The organism is Limosilactobacillus reuteri (assembly GCF_002254085.1).
Classification (GTDB): domain Bacteria; phylum Bacillota; class Bacilli; order Lactobacillales; family Lactobacillaceae; genus Limosilactobacillus; species Limosilactobacillus reuteri_K.
This window is the reverse complement of sequence record NZ_NGPY01000022.1, coordinates 145,372-169,437: the sequence shown is the minus strand read 5'-3', so window position 1 is coordinate 169,437 and position 24,066 is coordinate 145,372. Positions and strand designations below refer to the sequence as shown.

The 24,066-nt window shown below is 38.1% G+C and carries 26 protein-coding genes, 2 pseudogenes and 1 other annotated feature; of the genes and pseudogenes, 13 read left to right on the top strand and 15 right to left on the bottom strand.

Annotation, left to right across the window (positions count from 1 at the left end):
- Positions 1 to 148: 148 nt before the first annotated feature.
- On the top strand, positions 149 to 1,582 hold the full coding sequence (locus tag CBG10_RS05865; protein WP_094511983.1) for a C69 family dipeptidase: 1,434 nt from the start codon (positions 149 to 151) through the stop codon (positions 1,580 to 1,582).
- A 41-nt stretch (positions 1,583 to 1,623) separates the two neighbouring features.
- Here the strand turns inward: CBG10_RS05865 and CBG10_RS05860 are convergent, their stop codons facing one another.
- The gene (locus tag CBG10_RS05860) at positions 1,624 to 2,541 is read right to left on the bottom strand and encodes a magnesium transporter CorA family protein (protein WP_003665048.1); all 918 of its coding nucleotides are present in this window, start codon (positions 2,539 to 2,541) and stop codon (positions 1,624 to 1,626) included.
- Positions 2,542 to 2,687: 146 nt separating this feature from the next.
- Between CBG10_RS05860 and CBG10_RS05855 the strand changes: the two genes are divergently transcribed.
- The 3 genes from CBG10_RS05855 to trxA are packed head-to-tail and all read left to right on the top strand — an operon-like array spanning position 2,688 to position 4,701.
- Positions 2,688 to 3,608 (top strand): RluA family pseudouridine synthase, encoded by a 921-nt coding sequence (locus tag CBG10_RS05855; RefSeq protein ID WP_094501456.1) that lies wholly within the window; start codon positions 2,688 to 2,690, stop codon positions 3,606 to 3,608.
- 18 nt (positions 3,609 to 3,626) lie between these two features.
- On the top strand, positions 3,627 to 4,382 hold the full coding sequence (locus CBG10_RS05850) for a TerC family protein (RefSeq protein ID WP_094511982.1): 756 nt from the start codon (positions 3,627 to 3,629) through the stop codon (positions 4,380 to 4,382).
- A gap of 1 nt (position 4,383) precedes the next feature.
- Entirely contained in the window at positions 4,384 to 4,701 is a 318-nt protein-coding gene (gene trxA, locus CBG10_RS05845) for a thioredoxin (RefSeq protein ID WP_094501458.1), read from the top strand.
- A 67-nt stretch (positions 4,702 to 4,768) separates the two neighbouring features.
- Here the strand turns inward: trxA and CBG10_RS05840 are convergent.
- From CBG10_RS05840 to CBG10_RS05785, 11 genes and pseudogenes are all read right to left on the bottom strand, one after another.
- Positions 4,769 to 5,002: pseudogene (locus tag CBG10_RS05840) on the bottom strand (MATE family efflux transporter); the annotation flags it as partial.
- 165 nt (positions 5,003 to 5,167) lie between these two features.
- Positions 5,168 to 5,500, bottom strand: coding sequence for an ArsR/SmtB family transcription factor (locus CBG10_RS05835; RefSeq protein WP_094511980.1), 333 nt, complete (start codon positions 5,498 to 5,500; stop codon positions 5,168 to 5,170).
- A 47-nt stretch (positions 5,501 to 5,547) separates the two neighbouring features.
- The gene (locus tag CBG10_RS05830; RefSeq protein ID WP_094508864.1) at positions 5,548 to 6,111 is read right to left on the bottom strand and encodes a cadmium resistance transporter; all 564 of its coding nucleotides are present in this window, start codon (positions 6,109 to 6,111) and stop codon (positions 5,548 to 5,550) included.
- A gap of 65 nt (positions 6,112 to 6,176) precedes the next feature.
- A complete protein-coding gene (locus CBG10_RS05825) occupies positions 6,177 to 6,941 on the bottom strand; it encodes an ABC transporter ATP-binding protein (RefSeq protein WP_003665035.1) in 765 nt (254 codons plus the stop codon).
- A complete protein-coding gene (locus tag CBG10_RS05820) occupies positions 6,934 to 7,833 on the bottom strand; it encodes an ABC transporter permease (RefSeq protein ID WP_003665032.1) in 900 nt (299 codons plus the stop codon). The genes CBG10_RS05825 and CBG10_RS05820 overlap by 8 nt, the downstream gene beginning before the upstream one ends.
- Positions 7,830 to 8,825 carry a tryptophan ABC transporter substrate-binding protein gene (gene trpX, locus CBG10_RS05815; protein WP_094511979.1) on the bottom strand — a complete coding sequence of 332 codons (996 nt, stop codon included), beginning with the start codon at positions 8,823 to 8,825 and terminating at the stop codon, positions 7,830 to 7,832. Before trpX ends, CBG10_RS05820 begins: the two co-directional genes overlap by 4 nt.
- A gap of 374 nt (positions 8,826 to 9,199) precedes the next feature.
- On the bottom strand, positions 9,200 to 10,231 hold the full coding sequence (locus tag CBG10_RS05810) for a C40 family peptidase (RefSeq protein WP_094511978.1): 1,032 nt from the start codon (positions 10,229 to 10,231) through the stop codon (positions 9,200 to 9,202).
- Positions 10,232 to 10,601: 370 nt separating this feature from the next.
- Positions 10,602 to 10,796: an MFS transporter gene (locus CBG10_RS11495; protein ID WP_094501468.1), complete on the bottom strand. Its 195-nt coding sequence runs from the start codon at positions 10,794 to 10,796 to the stop codon at positions 10,602 to 10,604.
- Between the two features lie 155 nt (positions 10,797 to 10,951).
- Positions 10,952 to 11,575, bottom strand: a complete 624-nt coding sequence (locus CBG10_RS05800) for a DUF3278 domain-containing protein (RefSeq protein ID WP_094511976.1) — start codon at positions 11,573 to 11,575, stop codon at positions 10,952 to 10,954.
- Positions 11,544 to 11,768: a helix-turn-helix transcriptional regulator gene (locus CBG10_RS05795; RefSeq protein WP_094501472.1), complete on the bottom strand. Its 225-nt coding sequence runs from the start codon at positions 11,766 to 11,768 to the stop codon at positions 11,544 to 11,546. The genes CBG10_RS05800 and CBG10_RS05795 overlap by 32 nt, the downstream gene beginning before the upstream one ends.
- Before the next feature lie 581 nt (positions 11,769 to 12,349).
- The gene (locus CBG10_RS05785; RefSeq protein ID WP_094501476.1) at positions 12,350 to 12,964 is read right to left on the bottom strand and encodes a helix-turn-helix transcriptional regulator; all 615 of its coding nucleotides are present in this window, start codon (positions 12,962 to 12,964) and stop codon (positions 12,350 to 12,352) included.
- 207 nt (positions 12,965 to 13,171) lie between these two features.
- Between CBG10_RS05785 and CBG10_RS05780 the strand changes: the two genes are divergently transcribed.
- From CBG10_RS05780 to CBG10_RS05770, 3 genes and pseudogenes are all read left to right on the top strand, one after another.
- The gene (locus CBG10_RS05780) at positions 13,172 to 14,713 is read left to right on the top strand and encodes an ABC-F family ATP-binding cassette domain-containing protein (protein WP_094511975.1); all 1,542 of its coding nucleotides are present in this window, start codon (positions 13,172 to 13,174) and stop codon (positions 14,711 to 14,713) included.
- A 40-nt stretch (positions 14,714 to 14,753) separates the two neighbouring features.
- Positions 14,754 to 15,384 (top strand): annotated as a pseudogene (locus CBG10_RS05775) (putative ABC transporter permease).
- A 76-nt stretch (positions 15,385 to 15,460) separates the two neighbouring features.
- Complete coding sequence (locus tag CBG10_RS05770; protein ID WP_094511974.1) at positions 15,461 to 16,054, top strand: glycoside hydrolase family 73 protein; 594 nt, start codon at positions 15,461 to 15,463, stop codon at positions 16,052 to 16,054.
- A gap of 71 nt (positions 16,055 to 16,125) precedes the next feature.
- Here the strand turns inward: CBG10_RS05770 and brnQ are convergent, their stop codons facing one another.
- Positions 16,126 to 17,511, bottom strand: a complete 1,386-nt coding sequence (brnQ, locus tag CBG10_RS05765; protein WP_094501483.1) for a branched-chain amino acid transport system II carrier protein — start codon at positions 17,509 to 17,511, stop codon at positions 16,126 to 16,128.
- A 51-nt stretch (positions 17,512 to 17,562) separates the two neighbouring features.
- Positions 17,563 to 17,802: a binding site (T-box leader), on the bottom strand.
- 63 nt (positions 17,803 to 17,865) lie between these two features.
- Positions 17,866 to 19,101: a DUF2325 domain-containing protein gene (locus CBG10_RS05760; protein ID WP_094511972.1), complete on the bottom strand. Its 1,236-nt coding sequence runs from the start codon at positions 19,099 to 19,101 to the stop codon at positions 17,866 to 17,868.
- 135 nt (positions 19,102 to 19,236) lie between these two features.
- Here CBG10_RS05760 and CBG10_RS05755 point away from each other — a divergent pair, with 135 nt between their 5' ends.
- Positions 19,237 to 20,316, top strand: a complete 1,080-nt coding sequence (locus CBG10_RS05755) for a DHHA1 domain-containing protein (protein ID WP_094511971.1) — start codon at positions 19,237 to 19,239, stop codon at positions 20,314 to 20,316.
- A gap of 186 nt (positions 20,317 to 20,502) precedes the next feature.
- On the opposite strand, the gene CBG10_RS05750 is transcribed toward CBG10_RS05755, so the two are convergent.
- Complete coding sequence (locus CBG10_RS05750) at positions 20,503 to 20,787, bottom strand: hypothetical protein (protein WP_019251956.1); 285 nt, start codon at positions 20,785 to 20,787, stop codon at positions 20,503 to 20,505.
- A gap of 226 nt (positions 20,788 to 21,013) precedes the next feature.
- Here CBG10_RS05750 and CBG10_RS11490 point away from each other — a divergent pair, with 226 nt between their 5' ends.
- The 5 genes from CBG10_RS11490 to CBG10_RS05730 all read left to right on the top strand — a co-directional run bounded on the left by CBG10_RS11490 (position 21,014) and on the right by CBG10_RS05730 (position 24,064).
- Positions 21,014 to 21,361 (top strand): Rpn family recombination-promoting nuclease/putative transposase, encoded by a 348-nt coding sequence (locus CBG10_RS11490; RefSeq protein ID WP_225361467.1) that lies wholly within the window; start codon positions 21,014 to 21,016, stop codon positions 21,359 to 21,361.
- Entirely contained in the window at positions 21,348 to 21,836 is a 489-nt protein-coding gene (locus CBG10_RS11485) for a hypothetical protein (RefSeq protein WP_225361469.1), read from the top strand. The genes CBG10_RS11490 and CBG10_RS11485 overlap by 14 nt, the downstream gene beginning before the upstream one ends.
- A 228-nt stretch (positions 21,837 to 22,064) precedes the next feature.
- Positions 22,065 to 23,024 (top strand): Lreu_0056 family protein, encoded by a 960-nt coding sequence (locus CBG10_RS05740; RefSeq protein ID WP_094511970.1) that lies wholly within the window; start codon positions 22,065 to 22,067, stop codon positions 23,022 to 23,024.
- A gap of 30 nt (positions 23,025 to 23,054) precedes the next feature.
- Complete coding sequence (locus CBG10_RS05735; protein WP_019251959.1) at positions 23,055 to 23,375, top strand: DUF7671 family protein; 321 nt, start codon at positions 23,055 to 23,057, stop codon at positions 23,373 to 23,375.
- A gap of 5 nt (positions 23,376 to 23,380) precedes the next feature.
- Positions 23,381 to 24,064, top strand: coding sequence for an NAD(P)H-dependent oxidoreductase (locus CBG10_RS05730; protein ID WP_094511968.1), 684 nt, complete (start codon positions 23,381 to 23,383; stop codon positions 24,062 to 24,064).
- Positions 24,065 to 24,066: the final 2 nt, after the last annotated feature.

Here is a 24,066-nt window from a genome sequence, read left to right as displayed (position 1 = left end):
AACATTTTCAATGCTTTGTTCGGTATTAATGATGTTTTAGATTGATTTGTATGACTAACATTCAGCTTTTTTTTCTTATGATCCGGTTAATTCCAGATAGTGGTATTATTAGAAAGTACAGTAACTACTGTGGAAGGAAGCGTATATTATGCAAAAGCTAATGAGTAGTTGTACGGCAATGCTTGTTGGAAAGAATGCTACGATTGATGGCTCAACAATTATTGCACGTGATGAAGATGCTGAAGATGGAGTCAATCCCAAGACTTTCAAAGTATTTCCAGCCAAGGATTACACCGGTGAACATTATGTTTCAAAATATAATGGGTTAACTGTTGAGATGAAGGGACAGGGATGCCGTTATACGGCAACTCCCAATGGCGTGCTTGATGAAGGACGCTGGGATGAGCAAGGCATTAATGAATATAATGTTGCAATGAGTGCGACAGAAACCGAAATGACAAATGCCAGGGTGCTTGGTCATGATCCGTTAGTAGAAAACGGAATTAATGAAGATTCAATGGTTTATCTTGTCCTACCATTTATTAAGTCTGCCCGTGAAGGTGTTCAACGGCTTGGATCATTAATTGAAAAGTACGGTACTGGTGAAAGCAATGGGATTGCCTTTAGCGATAAGGATGAAGTTTGGTATTTTGAGACCGGTGGTGGCCATCAATGGGTTGCCCAACGGATTCCTGATGATGCTTATGCAATTGCACCAAATATTATGTGTATCGAAGAGATCGACTTTAACGATCACGATAGCTTCATGTATGCGCCGCAAATTAAAGATTTTGTTGAAAAATATCATTTAAATCCTGATCCACAAACGTTTAATTTCCGGAATATTTTTGGCACACAGGATGAGGCAGATGCCTACTACAACACCCCTCGTTCTTGGTATGGTCAAAAGCTCTTTACCCCATCCTTAAAACAGGAGCCTACCAGCCAAAAAATTCCATTTATTCAACATGCAGAAAAGAAAATTGCCGTTGAGGATGTAGAGTACTTCCTCTCATCGCATTATAACGGTACCCCTTATGATCCAATGGGAACTTATGCGTCTGGAACACCAGCGGAACAGCGAAAATTCCGTTCAATTGCTCTTGATCGTAATCAAAGTTCATGTATTTTGCAAATTCGGAATGACGTCCCAGCACAATATGCTGCTATTCAATGGATTAATTTTGGCTTTTATTGCTATAGCCCTTACGTTCCGTTCTTTACAAATATTAGTGATACTCCGGCAAAATATAAGTATGCAACCGATGATGCCCAGCCGGATAAGAGTGCTTATTGGCTAAATAAACTGTTAGAAGTGATTGTAGAACCACACTATCACGAATTTATTAATGAAGTGAATGATTTCCGTGATCGGTGTCAAAGCTATGGTGTAGGACGAGTAGATACAATTACAAGAACAGCTCAGATTCAAAACTCAGCTAATTTAATTAACTACCTAACTGAACAAAATATGAAAACCGCTAATCATGTTCTGAATGAAACGCATGAATTGATTAACCAGCTTTTGCATGAAGCGTTGTTAAATTCTAAGTTCCAATTTGAACGTGGCGATAACTTATAAAAAATCGGAAGCCTAAGAAAAAAGTTCTCAGCTTCCGATTTTTATTTCCACCAATGACGATTAATAAGAAAGATAACACATGCCAACATTAAGACAATAGTAATGAAGATTGTAAAAACCCATGAATAGGTCCCGTTTGCGAGGGGTAATTTGACGTTTTCGCCGTAAAAGCCAGATACAATTGTTGGAATTGAGAGAACAATTGAATAAATGGTTAGATATTTCATCGTTTGATTTAGGTCACTGTCAAGAACCTTACTATAGGCATTAGAGACACGGGCAGAAACATCTGAAGTCATCTGTGCCATCTCTAGACCTTGCTGGGCTTCGACAATTACATCATCGAGATCATTATATTGTTTAGTAGTAATGTGATTGCCAAAGCGGCGTTTAAATTCTTCAAGTAGAGACACATTCCCTTTGAGCGAGGTAAGAATGTAAACCAACCCAGTTTCAATCTCCATAAATTGAGTAATAGCTTGGCGTCCCGTTCGCCGTTGAAGATTTTGTTGAATTTCTTGTCGCTGCTGGTCTGCACGACGAAGGGGGCCAAAATAGTCGGTTGAAAGTCGATAAAGAACTGGGAAGACTAAGTTTAATTTGTCGTCATTTTCACCATGCTTCTTTAATAACTGTAGCTGATTGGCAATTATTCCATTTACAAAGTTCGTTTTTGCATTTGTAAAAGTAATAATATTATTAGCGGTTAGCATGATGCCAATTGGTGCAGTCTGTGGAGCTGTCACAGCATGAGTTGGCACATAGACATCGAAAATTAATAATGTGACTCCTGCATCTGGGTCAATTTCAACCCGAGCTTTTTCGTAGGGGTCAATTGCGTAATCAAGTAATTCTTGAGTAACCTCATATTTTTCAATTAAATCTAATCGTTCATGGGGGAGAGGTTCGAATATACTTATCCATTTACTATGATCATTAATTTGTTCTGTTGTTAACATCAGTACCCATCCCCTTAAATTTACTCATACTCTATTCAACGCTATTATCGGATAAAAGTAAACCGGCTTAAAAATATTATAAATATTTCCTGGGAAATACAGTAAAATAATCTTATCAGAATTTAGGCGAAAGAGAGGTGAGTAAAATGAAATATCGGTGGCAAATTAGTGAAAAGTTAGCTGATGACCAGGTGACAAAACCATTACGCAAATTGCTGCATGATCAATGGCTGCTTCCTAATCGTCTAATCCACTATTTACGAATTAGGCGGACAGTGCTTGTTAATGGCAACTATCGATCCATGAATGAGATTGTTGAGAAAAATGATAATATTCAATTATTATTTTGTGGTGATGAAATTCGTACCCCTGCCGCAAATGATTATATTCCGTCTTCACAATCACACTTAGAGGTCCTCTATGAGAATCGCGATTTGTTAGTAGTAAATAAACCGCGGGGACAAAAAACACACCCTAATTACCATGGCGAAACAGGGACGTTAATGAACGATGTTGCAGGCTATTTAGCGCATAGTCAAAATAATGCTTATATGGTTCATCGGATAGACTTACAAACGAGTGGAGCAGTAATTGTTGCTAAGAATCCAATTGTTGTCCCAATTCTTAACCGATTAATTAGTGATGGACAAATTCACCGACAATATTTGGCGGTAGTGGAGGGTAAGATGGCTCAGAGTGGAAAGTTCGATTGGGCAATTGGGCGTAATCCAGTGAATCCCCATCTTCATCAAGTAAACGGACAAAACGCGCAGCCGGCCTTGACCTATTATGAAACATTGGCAAGTAATCACGAACGTTCCTTGGTGAAACTTCGCTTAGTAACTGGCCGTACACACCAACTTAGGGTTCATTTGGCGCATAGTGGTCATCCAATTGTTGGCGATCCACTTTATAATCCTTTATCAACAGAGGGGATGCTGCTTCATGGTGTAGCGCAAAAACTCATATTACCCTTCGTAATGAAATCTTTAAATATTAGTGCGCCATTACCGTCGTATTTTGAAAATTATTTGGTAAAATATAACTTAGCTAAAAAGCAAATTTAAATTAAGGGAGGACATTAATTGTCACTTTTAGAGAAGTTGTATGGACCATTTTTTGATCCACATAACTGGGCAACAGTCGTTACATCAGGGCAGGATTGGTTAATCATCTTTTCGTTGGTTATGATTGAATGTTTACTGTCGGTTGATAATGCTGTTGTGTTAGCGGCTCAGACACGTGTATTACCAACGTTAAAAGAACAAGAAGAATCACTTTTTTATGGTATTTGGGGTTCTTACATTTTTCGGTTCTTAATTATTGGAATCGGAGTATATCTCATTAACTTTTGGGAAATCAAAGTTATTGGAGCTGCTTACTTAATTTACCTTGTCTATCGTTACTTTCATAATAAGTTCTTTGGTAAGCGAGCAATGCGAAAGACCCGTGAAGGTAAAACGCGTTTAACTGGACGAAAGCTTTTTTGGACAGTTGTTTTACAGATTGAATTTATGGATATTATTTTCTCCATTGATTCTGTTTTGGCATCATTAGCTGTCTCTAATAATCCGGTTATTGTCTTAATCGGTGGTCTGATTGGGATTGCATGTATGCGAGGAATTGCTGAAGTTATCATGAAACTGATGCGCAAAGTTCCTGAATTAGAACCGATGGCATATATTTTAATCTTTGTGATTGCTATTAAGCTCTTTTTAACGATTCCTACAATCGATATCGAGATTCCATCAGGGATTTTCGGTAGTTTTATCTTGCTTGTTTTTGCGGTAACGATTATTATTCACTTTATACGTAAATCACAGAAAAAGAAGGTAGAATAAAATGGCAATTGATGCGACAGCTGAGACATTTGATAATGATGTTCAAGGCTCAATAACGATTGTTGACTTTTGGGCACCATGGTGTGGTCCATGTAAAATGATGGAACCAGCTATGCAGAAGCTAGAAAAACAATACGGTGATAAAATTAAATTTGTGCGGATGAATGTTGATGGAAATCAGGAAATTGCACAACGGTATAAAGTGATGAGTGTGCCAAGTCTGGTCCTTTTTAAGGATGGACAGGCGAAAGAAAAAGTAACTGGATATTATCCAGAAGCTAAACTAGCTCATTACTTTGAACGAAAAATAACTGAATAAATTAAAAAAGCTTCTAACGTTTGAAAAAGTTGAACGGTAGAGGCTTTTTTGTATATCAAAATCTATTTTATTTAAAACGTGGACGATAGCAATAGAAGAAAATAGGTGCCAGGATAAAGGTTAAACAATCGGAAATAGCTTGAGCAGCAATGATTCCAGTATAACCAAATAATTTTGCGGAAATACTAATCACTGCTCCGAAAATCAATCCCTGACGACAGAATGATAACCAAAATGCAAGCGTTGCTTTTCCCATCGATTGGAACATGGTTGTAAAAACAAGAATGATACCAGCAAAAGACCAAAGATAATGAAAACTGCGCCCCAAGCAATCACTTTTAAATCTTCTTGTAACAATTTACTTCCTATTGTAGGTTAGCTAAAGCAACAATAGGAAGGCAATATTAATAGTCAAAAAGAGTAAGTGGAAAATAAATTTTTTTAATAGTTATTTTCCATTCACTCTTTATTTATATAAATTTCGGGGATGTGGCTCGCCCTTTATTTCGTGTTTAACGTGTTTTAGCATGTCATCAATCATTTCAATAACATGAGGATCATCTAAAGCATAGTAAACGCGTGTCCCTTCTTTATGGCGACTGACTAACTGGTAGCGATATAAAATACCGAGCTGTTTTGAGACGATCGGATGCGCAAGATGAAGATCATTAACGATTGTTTTAACATCAGCCTCACCGTCATAGTGCCGAAGATAATATAGGATGCTTAAACGCGTACTATTGCTTAGGACTTTATAGATTTTAGCAGCTTCATCAATAAAGACTTGTATAGAAGACAATGGTTGCTGCTCCTCCTTTTAATCGGTTTAGTAATTATTATACCAAACTAAAGAAGGTGAATAAGGTGGGTAATTAATCCACTGTCCCAAAAAACATAACAACCAACACCGATATAGATAACCTTCATTAAGATTTCGCTATAACGTTGCATTGCTTGCTTAATTAGTGGAATATTACCAATTCCCTTAATGAGAATCACAATCGCAATTGAAAGGACTGCGATAAAAAGAAGGGACTGAGTAAATTGTTGGAAAGTAAGATTCGTTAAAATTGGTAAGAAAATTGAGAGGTTGCAACCAGCGCAAACTGCCAGATAGGTGATTAAGGTGGTAATAATTGGGCCATGCTTTTCGGTATGAGTTGGGTCTTCATCGTTGTCATGGAGAGCCATGTAAATTGGTAGAATCCCCAGTGTTCCCAAAATCCATTCAGGGAGGAAAATGGCGAGTGTTTTTCCTAGTAAAAAGCTGATGGTAACCAGAACAAGAAGGGCGCCAAGATAGCCAATGATTACATCACGAAGGTTATACCTTTCGAGTAAAAAGATTAAGATGAAAAAGAAATCGAGGTTTACGGCAAGAAATGTGATAAAAATAATCCACCAATTCATAATTAAATCTCCTATATGTCAAATTCGATATATTAAATATATACCGAAAATAGTATATAGGCAAACTATCCTTCAAAATAAGTATAAAGTTTCTCAGGGGTAAGAGATTTTCGTTGCTCTGCATTAAAATCTGCTTTGATTTCACCGTCTTTAAGCACGATTAGACGATTCCCATACTCTAAGGCATCTTCAAGGTTATGAGTAATCATTAGGGCAGTTAAGTGATCTTTGGTGATCCGTTCATTAGTAGCGTGTAATAGATTTAGACTTGTGTGTGGATCAAGAGCAGCAGTATGTTCATCCAGCAAAATAACGTCAGGTCTTTTAATTGTTGCCATTAAAAAGCTTAATGCTTGCCGTTGTCCCCCAGAAAGGGCGCCGGTAGCTGTATTCATGCGATTCTCGAGGCCGTTATTCATTGTTGCAGCTAGCTTGGTGAAACGGTCCATGTTACTTTTTAACTTCCGGGGAATAAGATGGCGACGCTCACCACGTTTAGTTGCTAATAGCATATTTTCAGCAACCGTCATTCGTGCAGCTGTTCCCAGTTTTGGATCCTGAAAAACCCGGGATAGGAAAGCCGTTCGCTGTTCTTCTGTCGTATTGGTAATATCTTGTCCATTGTGCAAAATTTTTCCTTCATCAGCGTGTAGGTTTCCGCCGATGACATTAAAAAGGGTCGATTTACCAGCACCATTCGTTCCAACGATCGTAATGAAGTCTCCCTCATTAATTTTAAGGTTTAAGCCTTTAAGAATAGTGGTTTCACTAGATGTACCCTTATTAACGATGGTTTTGACTCCCTGCAATTCCAAAATAGGTTTATTCATGAGGCCGGACTCCTTTCAAGATTGGCTTTTTAAGGTGAATACGTTCTTCAAGTTGTGGCAACATCATGCAGATTGCAAGGACAACTGAGGAGATAAGGTTCAGGTCATTGGCGGAGAAGCCAAGTTGTAGCACGGCAAGTAAGATGATTCGGTAAATGATACTACCAAGAGTAACGGCGACAAGTCGCTGGTTAAGCGTTAATTCACCAAAGGCTACTTCACCAATAATGATTGAGGCAAGGGCAATAACAATCGTTCCAATTCCCATATTAATATCAGCGTATCCATTGTTTTGAGCAATCAAAGCACCGCAAAGGCCAACGATTCCGTTTGACACCATTAGGCCGATGATGACCATTGTGTCGGTATGAATCCCAAATGATTTTGCCATCACCGGATTATCACCAGTTGCGATAAAAGCCTGACCATAATCAGTTGAAAGGAAGAAGACTAGGATTACGGTAATAATCGCAATCGTAACTATTCCCAAGAAGACACTATCAAAGTATTGGGGCAGACTTCGCATGAATTCACCGCTAAAGAGAGTCTTTTGGCCAAGCAATGAAACGTTTGATTTACCCATAATGCGGAGGTTAACGGAGTAGGCGGCAGTCATAGTTAGAATTCCGGCTAATAAACTTGGGATTTTTCCTTTAGTGTAGAGCAATCCAGTGATCAAACCGGCGAGCATTCCCGCCCCAATCGCAATTAAAGTTGCCAGAAAGGGATTAATGCCATGTGTGATTGCGGCGACAGCACTGGCAGCACCAAGAGGGAAAGTCCCTTCAACAGTCATATCAGCAAAATCAAGAATTCTAAAAGTCAGGTAAAGACCAAGACCAAGTAAAGCCCATAATAGTCCTTGACCGATTGATGATACAATTAAATTCATTTGTAAACCTCTCCTTTCGTTTCTGCATCCTTTTCAAATTGAGCGGGAATTTGTAAATTAAGTTTTCGAGCCTGCTTAATGTTGAGAACAGGAGTCCCATGCTTCATGTATTTAATTGGGGTATCAGCGGGCTTTGACTTGCCCTTGAGGATTGCGATCGTCATCTTTGCACCTTGGACACCTAAAGCACGTTGATTAACACTGTAAGTTGCAACGCCGCCTTGCTTAACCATTGTGTCAGTTGCCGGGAAGACTGGCTTATTAGCGGCATCGGCATTCTTAATTAAAGTTTGCATTGCTCCAGCGATCGTATTATCTGTTGGTACAATTACTGCGTCGACTTGGCTAAGCATTTGCTCGGAAACCTGATTTAGATCGTTACTGTTAGCAATTGAATAGGCCTTCAAATTAATATTCATCTTGCGACATTCACGTTTGATTTGGTGGTAACCGGCTACTGCTGAAGCATCACTTGAAGTGTAGATGACTCCCAGTGTTTTCATTCGTGGCATGAATTGCTTGATCAAATTGAGTTGTTCGCGAATTAGTGCTTGGTCAGATACTCCAGTAATATTGCCACCAGGATGCTGATTATTTTTAACTAATCCAGCTGCTTTTGGATCGGTAACAGCACCAAGGACAATTGGTGTTTTGGTAGTAGAATTAGCTAACGCTTGAGCAGCAGGGGTCGTAATTCCAAAAAGAACAGTTGAGTTATCATCAACGAGTTTTGAAGCCATTGTTTTAAGATTACTTTGGTCACCATTCGCGTTTTGATACTCAATCTTGATGTTCTTACCGTTGTGGTAACCTTCCTTTGCTAATTCATCGACATATCCTTTGTAAATTTCATCTAACGCTGGGTGGTGCATTAAGGTTAACACACCAACTTTTGGAATTCGTTGCTTAGTTACGAATCCATTGTTTTCTCTAAAGAATGCGAAACAAAGGAAAGCGATAATAATTGCAATTAAACTATACATTCTTTTCATCTAAAATCTCACCTCACAAAATAATAAAAAAACGAGAGCCCACATGACGGACCCTCGCTTTTGGAAAGGCAAAATAAAAGTCCGCATGTGGATCCATGCGGACTGAAATGAACATCAAACTCAGCCGGCACAGATGCAATCTGTTCTTCAGGTCGCATCCGTGACGAAACAACCTGAATTACCGGCTTTGCCAACGAGTATTAACGTTGATAGTTTGATATACGTTCATTATACTTACTCCCTACATAATTGATTGTTGTTAAGTATAACCAATGATAATAAAGCTGTCAATATAATTATTAAAATTTGCTAAGAAAAAAGAGTAAGGTAGAAGAAAATCCTCTATCTTACTCAATAATTATACTAGTCGTATCCTAGTTCATGCTGATGTAGAAACTAGGGGTGTAGTAGTTGATGTTACCACTTTGGACATTTTGACCTGGTGTAGGAGCTTGGATGTAACCACCATTACCAGTAGCGATTGCAACGTGGTAAGGAGCACTATCTGGACCCCAGAAGTAAAGGTCACCGCTTTGAGCGTTTTGGATATCACTGTGGTGGGCACCAAGGTTAGTTTGTTGGTAAGTAGTCCGATAGTTGGAACCAAGGCCATATGCATATTGAACTAATCCTGAGCAGTCAAATCCGCTTGGTTGGTTACCACCCCAAACGTATGGAGTACCAATTTGTGCTTGAGCAACGGCAACCGCATTAGCAGTAGAACCATTACCTTGGCCGGCAGCAGTTGAAGTTGCTGGAGTAGCAGTTACAGCAGCAGTACTTTGAACAGTAGTGTTGCTTTGTGGAGTAGCAACTGCTTCAGTGGCAGCGTATGTAGTTTGTGTTGGAGCTGCAGTGTTAGTAGTAGCCGCTAAAGTAGTAACGTTGTTGTTAGTATTTGCAGCACTAGTTTGAGCAACGTTAATAGTAGCAGAGGCAGCACTTACTTGGGCTGGAGCTTGGGATGCAACACTAACTTGAGTAGCAGTAGTGTTGTTATCAGAAGCAGCAGATACGACTGTTGTTGGTTGTGCTTGGTCGGCTACATTGCTTGCGTTTGTAGTAGAAACAGCTGGAGTAGTTGGTGTAGCTGTTGTTTCAGTAGTTTCAACGGCTGCTTGACTAGCAGTAGTGTTATCAGTTGCAGTAGGTGCAGCAACGGTTGCGGCAGCAGAAGCAGTACTGATAGCAGAAGATGGGATAACTAATTGTTGACCAACGTAAATTACGTTAGGGTCAGCTAATTGGTTAGCAGTAGAAATTGAATCAACAGTAGTAGCGTATTGTTGAGCAAATCCCCAAACTGTATCTCCTGATTGTACTTGAACTTGTGTGTCAGCACTTGCAGTGTTAGCAACAGCTAATGCACCAGCAGCACCTAAGGCAGCAGCAAGGACTTTTGACATTGTTTTTTTCTTAGCGATAATTATTCACTCCTGAATTATTGTTTGTTTTTTCTTTTATGCATGCAACTAATTTGTGCACTCTTTTACTATATGATGATATTGTGAAGAAGATATGAAAAATATCTTAAGGGTGGCGGTTGTTACATAATTGTTAAATTGCTGTAATAATTTTCTCCTCAAATTATTGGAATAAAAATTCTCCATACGCGACAAAGCGCTGTGACTGCGGGAAACAGGACAGTTAGAAGAAGGCTATCAATTTTCACATTGAGGATCCTTTTTTATTAGCCGAAATCAATTTGTTCTAGCATTTTCTCTCGACTTATTTGATCTAATCTAAGATATTTAAGTATTATAGGTAATCTTAGTTTTACTTTTGATTATTTTTAGCAGCATAAATAATTAAGATCACGCCATTAGTTATCATAAGAAGCATATATAGAAAAAATAGTAGATTTGGTAATGTATCCCAATATTTATTGAGGACAATTATACCGATAATAAATAAAGTATTTAACGCTGAACAAAAAGGAACGATTAACCCGTTATTGTTATCTAATTTCATAAGTTACTCCTCTTACCTATTAATTTATCTAATAGTATCAAACGAGAAGGAAAACTACCATAAATCTTGAGGACAAAAAAGTAATTTAAGATGTAACAAATTATTATAAGTTTATTATTAAGTTTCATAATGTTGTCTCTTTTTTGTAAAACTGATTATCTATGTATTAACAGGAGACTAGTAATGACGATAATAATAAATAAAATTAACCAATACTTTTGATGTAAGTGATTTTGAGTTATCTTTGTATCATTAGAATCGCTTTTGATTTGATGTGTTTCCCAAGTACCCATTAATAGTCCGTAAATAAGGCCACTGACAATAGCACTACTAATTGTAGAAGGTTCTGTAAGTAATGGAATTAAGGTTCCTTTATTAGATAGCCAATCGATAAGGATTGTTAATCCGTACATTACAATTGCAAAGTAAATTCCTAAGCCAATTGCTCTTTTAATAAATTTTTGTTTAATCTTGCTCTCTTGTTTAGCTTCAACATCAATTTCTGTTAAATGATGTCGTTTAGTTTCATATAGAATATAGCCTGAAGAAGCAAAAACAGTTAATAGTAGGACGCTTACTACGATATCAAGAGTAAGTTCAGAATTATTAGTACTAAGCATTAAAAGGCTAGCAATAAAACTTAATAATAGATTTATTGATAATAAAAATATGGCAATATTATTACCGATTCGATTGAGTTCATTACGGCGATATTCATCTAATGGTCCATGAATACCGTAAAACCACTTAATGATTTTGGTACTGATTGTTTCTTTCATCTGTATGTTCCTCCCAAAATAGTGAATTAAGATCAGTGTTTAATGCTTTAGCTAAATTAATACAAAGTTCTAACGAGGGATTATACTTATTATTTTCAATTAAGTTGATAGTTTGCCGAGCTACTCCAATTTTTTGAGCTAGCTTTAACTGGGATAATCCTTGATCTTTTCGAAATTGTTTAACACGGTTCAAATATTGATTTCCCTCCTTATGACACATATATATGACATCTATGCTAGGAATTTTATCATTACTTAAATTTTGTGTCAATTATATATGACAAAAATAAATAGACATAGAAGTACATTGTTGTTTCCATGTCCAATAAATATGATTATTCCATTAGCAAGTTAGCTGAAGGAATCTATATTCATATAGTATTTCTTCAATATATAAATTAATCTAAAAATAATTCTTGAATTTGGGATTATTTATTTTTAAGTCTATGTTTCTCATGATTATAGCCATTTATAAAACTTATGACTTCTTGCATTCTATTTCCGGAAATTAAGTTTAAAAGTACAAATGGTAATTTAGGATAAAATCTAAATTTTTTGCTAATTTGATAATCTTCGTATGCCTGATGTTTTCCCATTTGAAAGTCAGATAAGTTCTTTAAATCCTTAATTTTAGAGGGGTTGGAATTGTTCGATTTAGAAGTATAACCTTGAGAGTATAAACCGTGTTCATAATTATGCTTAATCATATCATGGAGTTGGAATAGTAACATTTTGAAAGTACCTTCACCTTTGTTTAGTATTTTGAATAGGGTTCTATTTAAACATGTATTTTTGAAAAATATTCATTAGTCCGACCATTATGAATACTAAAGTTCCTAAATAATTATTAGCATCATTTCGAATGATTACCATGATTGCAATAATGATAATCAAAATTCCAAAAAATATTTTACCAATTAAAGAAAATTTCTGATTAAAAAAATTAGTTCCTTTTTGTCTGTAGGTTTGTTTACTCATTCCTAAAAAGAACGGTTTTACATGCTCACCATAAAGGATAGCTACTCCGAAAATAATTAAAAAAGAAAATGTACAAAAATTAACGATCGGAGAATTATAATTTACTAAATAATTTGTTAGCAAGAAAAACAATCCATACATTATGAAAAACAGTCCTCTAAAAATACTAAAAGCGCTATAGGCCTTTCCTTGGTCCAAATACTTTTTCAAATTTTTGTCTCCTTTAAGCAAAGTGTCAATTGAGATTTTATATATGTCACTAATCTTAACGAGTGTGTCTAAATCGGGATAACTTTTTCCTTGCTCCCAGTTGGAAATTGTTTGCCGAGTGACATGTAATTTTTCGGCAATTTCAGCTTGAGTAAAGCCTAAATTATTGCGTTGTTTTTTGATATAGTTTCTGAATTCCATTATGGTGCTCCTGTGTTTTTGGATAAGTATATGAAATTTATCAAGCAAAAGCTAGCAAAGGTTTGTTGCATACTTGTTATATCAATGGTTTCGGTAAATAACTTACTTGCTGGAATTATCCCAATAAATTGAAGCCCATGCCTAAAATATGATAGTATGGATAGCAGTTTTAGCTCGTAATAAGTAAGAAAAAGAGGAGAGAATAGAATGGCAGTATTAGATGTTGAAGGCTTGACAATGAGCTATGCCGATAAAAAGCTCTATGAAGACGCCAGCTTTCAACTAGAAAAGCACGAACACATGGGGATTGTCGGGCAAAATGGTACCGGGAAGAGTACCTTGATTAAGATCTTGATCGGGAAAACCCTCCCGGTCGATGGCACTATCAAATGGCAAAAAGGAGTCAAGATTGGATACTTAGACCAGTACGTTGATATTCCAGCGGGGATGACCTTGATTGACTTCCTTCATACTGCTTTCGCGGAACTTTATCAGCTTAATGACCAGATGAATAAACTTTATGCGGAATATGCAGAAAAGATGGATGATGATCTCCTCACCAAAGCAGGCCGAATCCAAGAAAAACTTGATGCTAATAACTTCTATGAGATTGAAACGGAAGTCGAGCGGGTAATGAATGGTTTGGGATTAACTGATATCGGTAAGGATCGTGTTGTCTCTGAGATGAGTGGAGGACAACGGTCAAAGATTATCCTTGCCAAGATGCTATTGGAAAATCCAGATGTTATCTTACTAGACGAACCGACAAACTACCTTGATACAGCTCACATTGAATGGTTAATCGACTATCTTAATGATTTTGATGGAGCTGCAATGATCATTTCACACGATTATGATTTTCTTGAACAAGTTACGAATACAATTTGTGATGTATCATTTGGCAAGATTACTAAGTATCGGGGTAGCTTCCAACAAGCGATGCGCCAAAAGGAAGAGCGCAAAGAAGCTCAAGAGCGGGAATATGAGAAGCAGCAAGTCGTCATTGAAAAGGCGCAACGGTTTATTCGGAAAAACAAGGCCGGTTCAAAATCGACTATGGCTAAGTCACGGGAAAAGATGCTTGCGCGAATGAAGAAAATTGATCCGCCTGAAGATAATCTAAAAGCAACTTTCCATTTTCCATATGAAAATACTGGATCAGCGAATGCGCTGCGGGTAGAAAAATTGTCAGTTGGTTATAATCGACCATTACTGGCACCGGTAACTTTCTCAATGACAATGGGTGAAAAATTATTGTTCACTGGATTTAACGGGGTTGGTAAGTCGACTTTGATCAAATCGATTTTAAAGAAAATTCCAGCGTTGGACGGAAAAGCAACTTTCTCCCCATCAGCCCGGATAAATTACTTTGATCAAGATTTGGAGTGGGATGACCCAACCCTTACACCACTGCAAACAATTCAAAATATGTTCCCCACGATGCAGCCACGGACGATTCGGACAAAACTTGCGCGTGCCGGAATCAACGCCGCCAACACGATGAAGGAAATGAACCTTTTATCAGGGGGCGAACAAACAAAAGTTAAGTTGGCAATCCTTGAATTAACCCCATGTAATTTCCTCATCATGGACGAACCGACAAATCACCTGGATGATGAAACTAAGGAAGGTTTGAAGAAAGCCCTGCAAGATTTCCCAGGAAATTTAATTTTGGTTAGTCACGAACAAGGATTCTTTGAAGGATGGCTTGATAAGATCCTGAACGTTGAAAAACTTAGCTTGAAATAGAAATATATGAGACAATGAATTCAAAAAGGAGGGGAAACGAGTGCCCTATTCAACTTCTGAAATCATTGTCTTATTTTTCACCTATTCATTTATTGGCTGGTTATGGGAAACTTGCTACTGCTCGATTAAGGACCATCATTTTGCCTACCGTGGATTCTTATTTGGCCCTTATTGTCCGGTGTATGGATTTGCCGTTACAACGATTTTGATTACTACCTATCCGTTCCAAGATAATATTTTTCTGGGGGATTGGCGTTGTCTTGCTGGTTAAGTTTGTTCAGCCGTTTATTCAACGGATTATTAATTGGGAAGAATCATGGACCCACGGGATGCTTGCCTTAATTATCGTCTTAGTGATGGGAACTGATACTATCCTCAGCGTTATTAGTGTGGAAAAATTCCATATTACAACTCAGCAATGGGATGAACGAGCAGCCGCGTACAGAAAGAAATTGCTGAATCGACTTGAAAAAGCAGCTCCTAAGGATAAATTGGCAATTAAAGATCATCTTCAAGATTGGCAACGGCATTTTGCTCAATATCTAAACAAAGAGGACGCTGGCAAGCAACTAAGCTGGAACCATCGTCGACTAATCAAGAGCTTTCCTAAATTGAAGATGACTGATAGTAAATACTTTAATAACTATAAAAATGATCTTAAAAGTAAATAGGATTATTGTAAATTCTCGCTTTCTCATAGTGAAGTGGTTATAATAGCGTCAAATTCATAAAAAGGAAAGACACATCATGAAAAAAGAAACAAAAATCATTTGTGGAAGTGTGCTTGCGTTTTTGATTGTTTTATTTGGGATTGTGGCGATTATTATCCACGAATCTCCCCAAATTCAACGTGAGACCCACCCGACAGATATAACCGTCAATGAATTTGTTCGTCAGATTGCACCAGCTGCTCAACGTGAGCAGAAGAAATATCATATTCCGGCTAGCATTACGATTGCACAAGCAGGACTTGAATCTAACTGGGGTCGGAGCCGGTTAGCAAATAAATACAATAACTTATTTGGAATTAAAGCTAACAATGACGACGAAAAGGTGCAAATGTATACTACTGAAAATATTCGGGGTAAAAATGTTCAAGTAAAACAATACTTTACGGTTTACAATAGCTGGGCTGATTCAATTAATGCGCACACATTGCTCATTGTAAATGGAACTGCTGATAATCATGCACGTTTCCATGGAGTACAAACAGCAAAAACTTATCAACAGGCAGCTTATGAATTACAACGGAATGGTTATGCGACCGATCCGGATTATGCCAGCAAGCTGATCTATGCGATTAAGAAGTTTAATCTTGCCCAATACGACAATGTTAAATAAATAATTTAAAAGCGTGAGAAACGACTCTTGTAATGAGCTATTTCTCACGTTTTTTACCTATAAGACACTTATTAATCTGCTTCGCTTTGCATATTGGTGGAAGCAACCCGTTGATGACGGTACCAGTGAACTAAGAGACCAAGGACTAAGCCGACAAGTGCTGGAACAAGCCAGGATAATCCCATACTTGCAAGTGGTAAGTTATTTCGCAAAGCGGCAACAGATAAACCAAATGAACTTTGGCTAACAACCGCTGGGAAGGCAACAACCATATCACCGAGAGCTGGCACAACGGTGAAAAGGACCACGAAGAAGTAGATGACGCCATCACGGTTAAAGAGTGGTGATGTCACAGATAAAAGAATAAGCACCATTGATAATGGGTAAAGGAACATTAACATTGGTGTTGACCAAGCGATGATTTGGTCTAAGCCAAAATTAGCAGTAAGGAAAGAGGCGAGGCAACTAAGGGCAAGCCACGCATGGTAGCTAACCTTTGGAAAGTGCTTATGGAAGTCTTGAGCAAAAGCAGCAACTAAACCAACAGCCGTCGTTAAACAAGTGACAGTTAACAAGAATGCTAGTACAACTTGTCCAAATGCACCGGCATAAGCATTAACTAATTGGTTAAAGGCAACTCCACCATCTGGGGAAACTTTGAAACGGCCAAGAGACATTGCGCCAAGAAGGATTAGTAATAAGTAGATAAAAGCAACGGCACCCATTGAGAGAACACCAGCCTTTGCAACGACTTTGGATACGTCTTTTGCTGACCGTTGTCCCATAGAACGAACGGCAGTTACCACTGTTACCCCAAAAGCAAGACCGGCAAGAGCATCCATCGTGTTGTACCCTTCAAGGAACCCGTTAGTGAGCGCACCGTGAACATAAGCACTGGTTGTTGGTGCAGTAGCAGGGTTACCAAGCGGTTTAGCAAAACCAACAACAAATACTAAGAACAAAAGTACAAGGAAAACTGGATTTAATACTTTTCCGATGTTAGCTAAGATATCATTTTCACGGTATGAAAAGAAGAATGCAGCAGCAAAGAATAGTGCTGAGAATAATAGCAGTGCAACTGATTGGTATTGCTTATCAACGAAGGGAGCAAGACCAACTGTAAATGAAACAGTGGCGGTCCGTGGTGTACCGAATAATGGACCGATTGTTGCGTGAATAAGAACCATAAAAGCTAAAGCAAAGCCAACGCCAAGTGGCCGACCAATGTCAAAAACACCTTCTGCACGAGTAACCGCAACGGCGAGAACTGACAAAAGCGGTAAGAGAACTCCGGTGATCAAAAAGCCAACTGCAGCTGGTCCCCAATGACTACCAGCTAATTGACCAAGGTGTAATGGGAAAATCAAGTTTCCGGCCCCAAAGAATAAACCGAAAAGCAATGATGCAACGACTAAATAGTTTTTGAATGTTAACTTGCGCGATGTTAAATCTTGCATGTTTTCTCCTCCTAATCTGATCCCAACAAAAAAGTCCCTTAGCCAATCTGGCTAAGGGACGCTGAGCGTGGTACCACCCTATCATTGTACTGCTATTGCTAACAATACCTCACGCGTACGGCCATAATGGCGATACGCTGACACGATAATGGGTGTAACCACTACAGCTTACTGGTATTTAAGCTGTAGACTCGAAAGTGATTTTCAATTAGAGTTAAAACTGTCTCCTCACACCAAACGAGACTCGCTGAAGCTATCGTCTAACATACTCTTCTTTCTCATTGCGATCGAATAATTAAATTGTTGTTATTAATATTAACCATTTTCTCATAAAAGTCAATAGTAAATTAAAAATTATTTATAATTTTCCAAATCTTCGCTACTTTCGGCGTATGCAGGGTCACCATTTAATGCCCGTGCTATTGCTCGTTCAACTGCGGTATTTGAGGTTACATTAGCAATTGCAAGTGGCTTTTCATATCGTTTAGCATGGTGGTTTGCGAGTTGACTAATTCGATGATGAATTGCATCGATGCAGACAATCACAAAGTCCGCATCTCGAATTTCACGTTTTAATTTACTGCTGGAAACTTTTTCTTCTGCAGATGCGTCTAATCCGCGGAACAGACCGTGGTGTTTATCAACGACTGGTTTCAGGCCTTTAACCTTGCTACGGATTCCGGTAATAACAAGTACCTTTCGTTGATGGAGGTCATAATCAAGTTTCTTTTCATAATCATGACGAGGATTAGCAGGCTTTTTAACAACTTTTGGTTTAGCTGGTTGCTTAGTTGTATCATAATCTTGCTTTTCATGAATCCAGCGAATCGCGCCATCTTTGGCATCAGTTAGGCCATTTCCTCGATCATAGTAGGCAAAATCAATAACCATTCCAGGCTTAATATCGCGGCCTGGGTACTTAAAGGGATCAATTACGATGGTATTTTCTGGCGCTTTGTCAACGATTGAATTATCCTTAATTGTTTTACTCAGTTGAAGGACATCAGAACCGGGCACGCGTTTTAATTCACCATATTCAATCACATTGACTTTTTTAGGAGTGTAATCGCTAAGATGGTCACCGGTGATCCGCCGAATAACTGGAAGGCCACGAACCTTTTGCTCATAGTCTAGTTGGGCAATGTCGCCATCTTCAACGGAAAATGGTAATGTATGCAGAATTGCTTCCGGGTAGTAACGATGATTAATCTTAGCACCGCTTAATTTCCGGTGTACTAAGTAGCGGTTGTCGGCTGCTAGGCGTTCTTCTTCGGTGATTTCTTTTGGTGCTTCGACTGAAGGAGATGCGGCTGGTCTTGCTATTGATGTTGACTTTTCTTTATCATTCGCTGGTCCAGTAAGCAGTGACTTCAATGTTTTGCGTGCTTGCGGAGGCAACTCGTTTGACGATTGAATTTTGCGTTGAACAAACCGAGGAGCATTTTGTTTAACGGGTTTGCTTTCCTGATAATGATTTAAAATATTAAGAATGGTGGTAAGACTCCGCTGTGTCTGCAGTAAGCTTTGTGGATCATCAGCGGTATTATTTAAGAGGTCAATTAATTCTTGACGATAATCATAAACTTCCATATTGTTTTCCTTTCTTAAAATAAGTTATTAATTTTAATGATAGCAGTTCGTTAGCGGGATGTCAGTAATTAAGTGTGGTTTAACCGATTTTCTACGGTATAATAAGAAACAAAATCAGAATTGCGAGGATCGAAAATGGCACAACGGTTGATAAAATTATTTTCCCACAATGATTTAGATGGATTCGGGGCTCCCTTATTATTAAAAACACTACAACCAGTAATGTTTGAAGACACAGAGTTTGATATGACAAACTGTGGTGCTGGACGAATCGATGAAGAATTAAGTCGGTGGATGCAGACTGCAGAAGTAGGGCGCTTTACAGATGTTTACATCATGGATATGACGCCGGATAGCGATTATTCATTTAAATTATTGAATGAACGTTTTGCTAATCATTGGCTTGTCTTTGACCATCATGAAAGTGAAGCGGAACTACGACAAAAGTATGCGGCCAATAGTATCGTACCTGCTGATCCAGCAGTTAACCCAAGTGCCACAAGCTTGGTATGGGATTGGTTAAAACAACAATCGTCTTTTGCAAAGGTTGATGAACGACGGCAAAAGGATCTTGCTTATCTTGTGGAATTGATTCGGGCATATGATACTTGGGATTGGCAAAATGATCCAGAAATGGATGAGCAGGAACGAATTGATGCTGATAATCTTGATCAGCTCTTTTGGTTTTACCCCCTCCAAGATTCGGAAGAGTTTGTCCAAAATGTTTTTAAGACCGGCTGGCAACAATATCAGAAAGAAAATCAGCTGTTGATCCGAACCTTAAACGAACGGCGGGCTAAATACCTTAAAAGCCATTTGAAAGATGTTTTGATTACAGATATCGATGATCATAAATTTGGTGTTGTATATGCAAGTGACTATAAGTCTGAAATCGCTCACGAATTATTAGTACAACATCCAGAAGTCGATGCGGCCTTGGTAGTTAGTCCGGTTAGTGTATCGCTTCGGAGCAATGGTAAGCTGGACGTGGCTAAGTTTGCTGAAAAGTACTTTAACGGTGGCGGACATGCTGATGCTGCTGGCGGGCGGTTAATAGTTAACCCAATAGAAGTCGGCGAGCAGGCGGTGATTGATGATCTTAAGCAAACTATCATTAATCAGCAAAATGAACAAAAATCAAATGAAAGTACGCTTGCCGATAATCTTGATCCAGAAGTTGCAGCTAAGATGGCGGCATTGTTTGGGAAGAAGTAAGTATATTTTCAGTACATAGTAATGAAATGCTTTTATATGTTTTAAAATTTAAATAGTTTAAGTCATCAATCCGGAAAATTGAGAAGAGAGTGTGGAAAAAACTGAAGTTTTTCCACACTCTCTTCTTTTTTGCTAAAAAAGAACCATGACTCTAAGCCATAGCCCTGTAATTGAAAAGTAAACCAATCATGCGGTTGTGTGACCGTTGTGGGTAACGCTGTTTTCACGATAACCAAAGTAGAATTGGATAGCAGCAATTGCAATGTTGACCCAATTCATTGTAAGGAACCAGCCATTAAGTGCGTTGCCGTCGTGCGTCATACCGTAGTATACCCAAAAACCAATTACGATAGCACATACGTTAATCCATGCGAATGTCTTTTGTAGAATTTGATTGTTAAGGGCAAACCACATCCATATAACGTTTACTACAAACCAGATTGCAAGAATCCAAAAGATAACGTCGAACATAGTATTACTTCCTTTCAACATCCTATCTACACATACCATAGATAATACCTAATAAAGAAGATTTACTTTTCACTATCTATTATAGTCGAATCTTATCCATAACCAAAAGATAAAGCATTATTAATATGCATTAATGATACATTGGAAAAATATTGAGTAAAAAAGTGCAAATCCTTGCTTTTTACGTATATATCTTTATAGAACTATTTAACAGGAGGAGATAAGGATGAATGAATTCTTGCGCAAAAAGTGGGAGATGGCGGACTTAGCCGATGACTATATCTTCAACAAACTGATGCTTGATTATGATATTTGTTTAGAAGTTTTACGTCGGATCTTACCCGACTTGCATATTAAAAAGATTAAGTTGCCTAATAATCAGCAAGAGTTTGCTGTTGCTCCTGATGCTAAGGCAGTGCGTTTTGACATCTATACGACCGACGAACAAGGTAACCATTATGATATTGAGATGCAAGTAGCTGATCACCACAATATCGCTAAACGAATTCGTTATTATCAAACCGCCAGTTTCATGGAGACCTACGACAAAGGACAGCCATATGAACAAGCTTGACGATTCCTATGTGATTTTCTTCTGCAATTTTGACCCATTCCAGCTAGGTCAGCAACGTTATGTGTTACATAAGCATATTGATGAAATTCCCAAACAAATTATAGAAGATGGACAAACCGATATCTTATTTGACGTCCCTTCCTTGCGTCACGATGTTGATCCTAAGGTGCAGGCGTTTTTAGATATGATTGCCCAGCGAGAAGTTGAAGCGACCGATCCGCTTGTCGTAAAATTAAAGGAGAGAATAGCAGTTGTAAAGCGGAACCGGAAATGGAGGTCGGAATACGTGCGACGTTCAGTATATGAAATGGATCAAGAAATGCGCGAGAAAAAGATTCGTGAGGGTGAACGTAAGATACGGGATGGCAAACGGGAGATATTAGAAGGGAAACGTGAAATTAAAGAAGGCCAGGATCGACTCAAAGAAAAAGAACAGCTAATTCAAGAAAGAGAACAAAAATTACACGAAAATTAGCAGACGATAATTAAAACATCTATTGTGGCAATGAGAGAGCTAAATATTGATGAAACAACAATCAAGAATAAAAGAAAAGTTTGACTTGTCAGACAAAGAAATTAAGGATTATTTTGCTGAATAAAATGAAAAGGAAGTCTCCAAATCAATTATGGAGGCTTTTTAGGTAACTCCTAAAGATTAAGGTATAATAAGAATCTAAATATAAGATCTGTGGGGAGTATCTTTATGAGAAAAATAGCCCTAATTTTGATGCTTTCATTGACGATGATGGTCATGGTAGCTTGTGGGAAAACATCCTCAAGTACTAATAGATCAACTAGTAGTATGACTAGTTCTTTATCGAGTACACAACAAACAAGGGGTGATGCAGCACTAAATGCTGAACGATTAACGCCTGAGCAAACTGCTGCGCTTGTGTTGTATTATCGTGATGCGCATATGCCGGGAGCAAATGATTATGATTATTCTGCTGATATGGAAAACAATGATCAGGGAGCAACGGTTAAGATTTATGATAAAGGTGCAGTGCCATGGGGAGAAGGACCCTCTGCTAAGACTTATCCTAAGGGCGCCAAAGTTTTATATACTATTAAATTGACTTCCAAAAGTGATGAAGATGGCGATCGTTTAAACTCAACCTACTATACAATTGTCGGGAATAAGGTTTACTATGCGAACAGTAGTAACGGTATTCGCAAAACAGGCGTAACACTCGCTGAAATGGTGACGTATGCCAAAACTCATGGGGAAGTTAATCGTGTTTTGAAAGTAGCAAAAAACACCCAAATTATTGATATGCGTGGTAAAGTTACACTTACGGATAAGGACGGATTAACTACCCAGCAGCTAGGAACATTAGTTGCATTGTTAAAGGACCCTGATTGGTTTAAGAATGAGATTCAAAATGGTGAAATGTATTACGGAACACATTATGGTTATGATGAAACTGCGGATTATCAATATGTAACAACACAGGGTGATCCGACTAGCTATATTTGGTTTAAACGTAAAGGCAATGATATCACGATTAAAATGATTGAACCGACTGAAAATCAAAGTGTGACAGGGGCACGAATGACTACTACGCATACTACTGTTACGAATTTGATAAATAATTACTACACAAGTAAAGACCAACAGGATGAGGTTAATACCTATGTGGACCAATTAAAAGCTGAACCGTAAAATTAGATTAATTACTAAGAAGGATATATTATGAGTAAAAAAGATAAGTATGATGTTCAAAAGTTTACCGGGATTCCTGTCGAAACAGATGCTAGCGGAAAGTATCAGTTGAAATTTGACCAAAATGGCGAGGCAAAATTGCATACTTGGCGAACTGGAAAACATACTAAGGGGAAATTTAATCATCCAGGTCAGTTAATGCTGACGGAAAATAACTTGACTGTTGTAATTCTAAAAGCAGAACCAATGGCTTTTAAGGATCGTCATAGTGAAACGCCGCTGCAACGATTTTTAACTGTCGATGTTACAGAAGATGTCTTGAAACAAGGCCTTGCAGAATTAAAGGAGTGAAATTGATGAAAACACTGGTGATAGTGGCTCACCCTCAACTTGCGAATTCATTGACTGAATCATTTTTAAAGGCAGCCGCTGATGATGAGAATAACGTTATGTGGCATGAATTAAAAACACCTTTTGATATTTCTCAAGAGCAGGAATTACTTAAATCGGCAACCCGAATTATTTTTCAATTTCCGCTGTATTGGTATAGTGCGCCAGCGATCTTAAAGCAATGGCTTGATGAGGTATGGAATTCACAACTTACAAGTAGTCATTTGCTAAAGGGCCGTGAATTGGGGATTGTTACGACGGTTGCTCATCCTGCCTCTGCCTTTCAACCAGGTGCCAGTCAAGGATATACAATTGCTGAAATTTTACGACCATATCAGGCTTTAGCGTACGCAATGGGAATGAAGTATTTGCCACCATTGCCGATCTATCAATTCGCCCAACAGAGTGAAGAAGAGCGGCAGTCATTATTTATCCACTATCAGCAATATTTGACCTTAGATAAATTCTTGCATTTTAGCGATCAGACGCAATGGTTTATCGGTCGCCTTAACGCCAAAATTGCTCGCGAGTTAGATCCTCTTCAACAAGCTAAATTAGAACAATTATTATCACTTTTACAAGACCAACAAGAAGAGCTAGATGATTTACACACTTCTATCGGCTGGCTACGAGAAAAAGAGGATGACTAAAA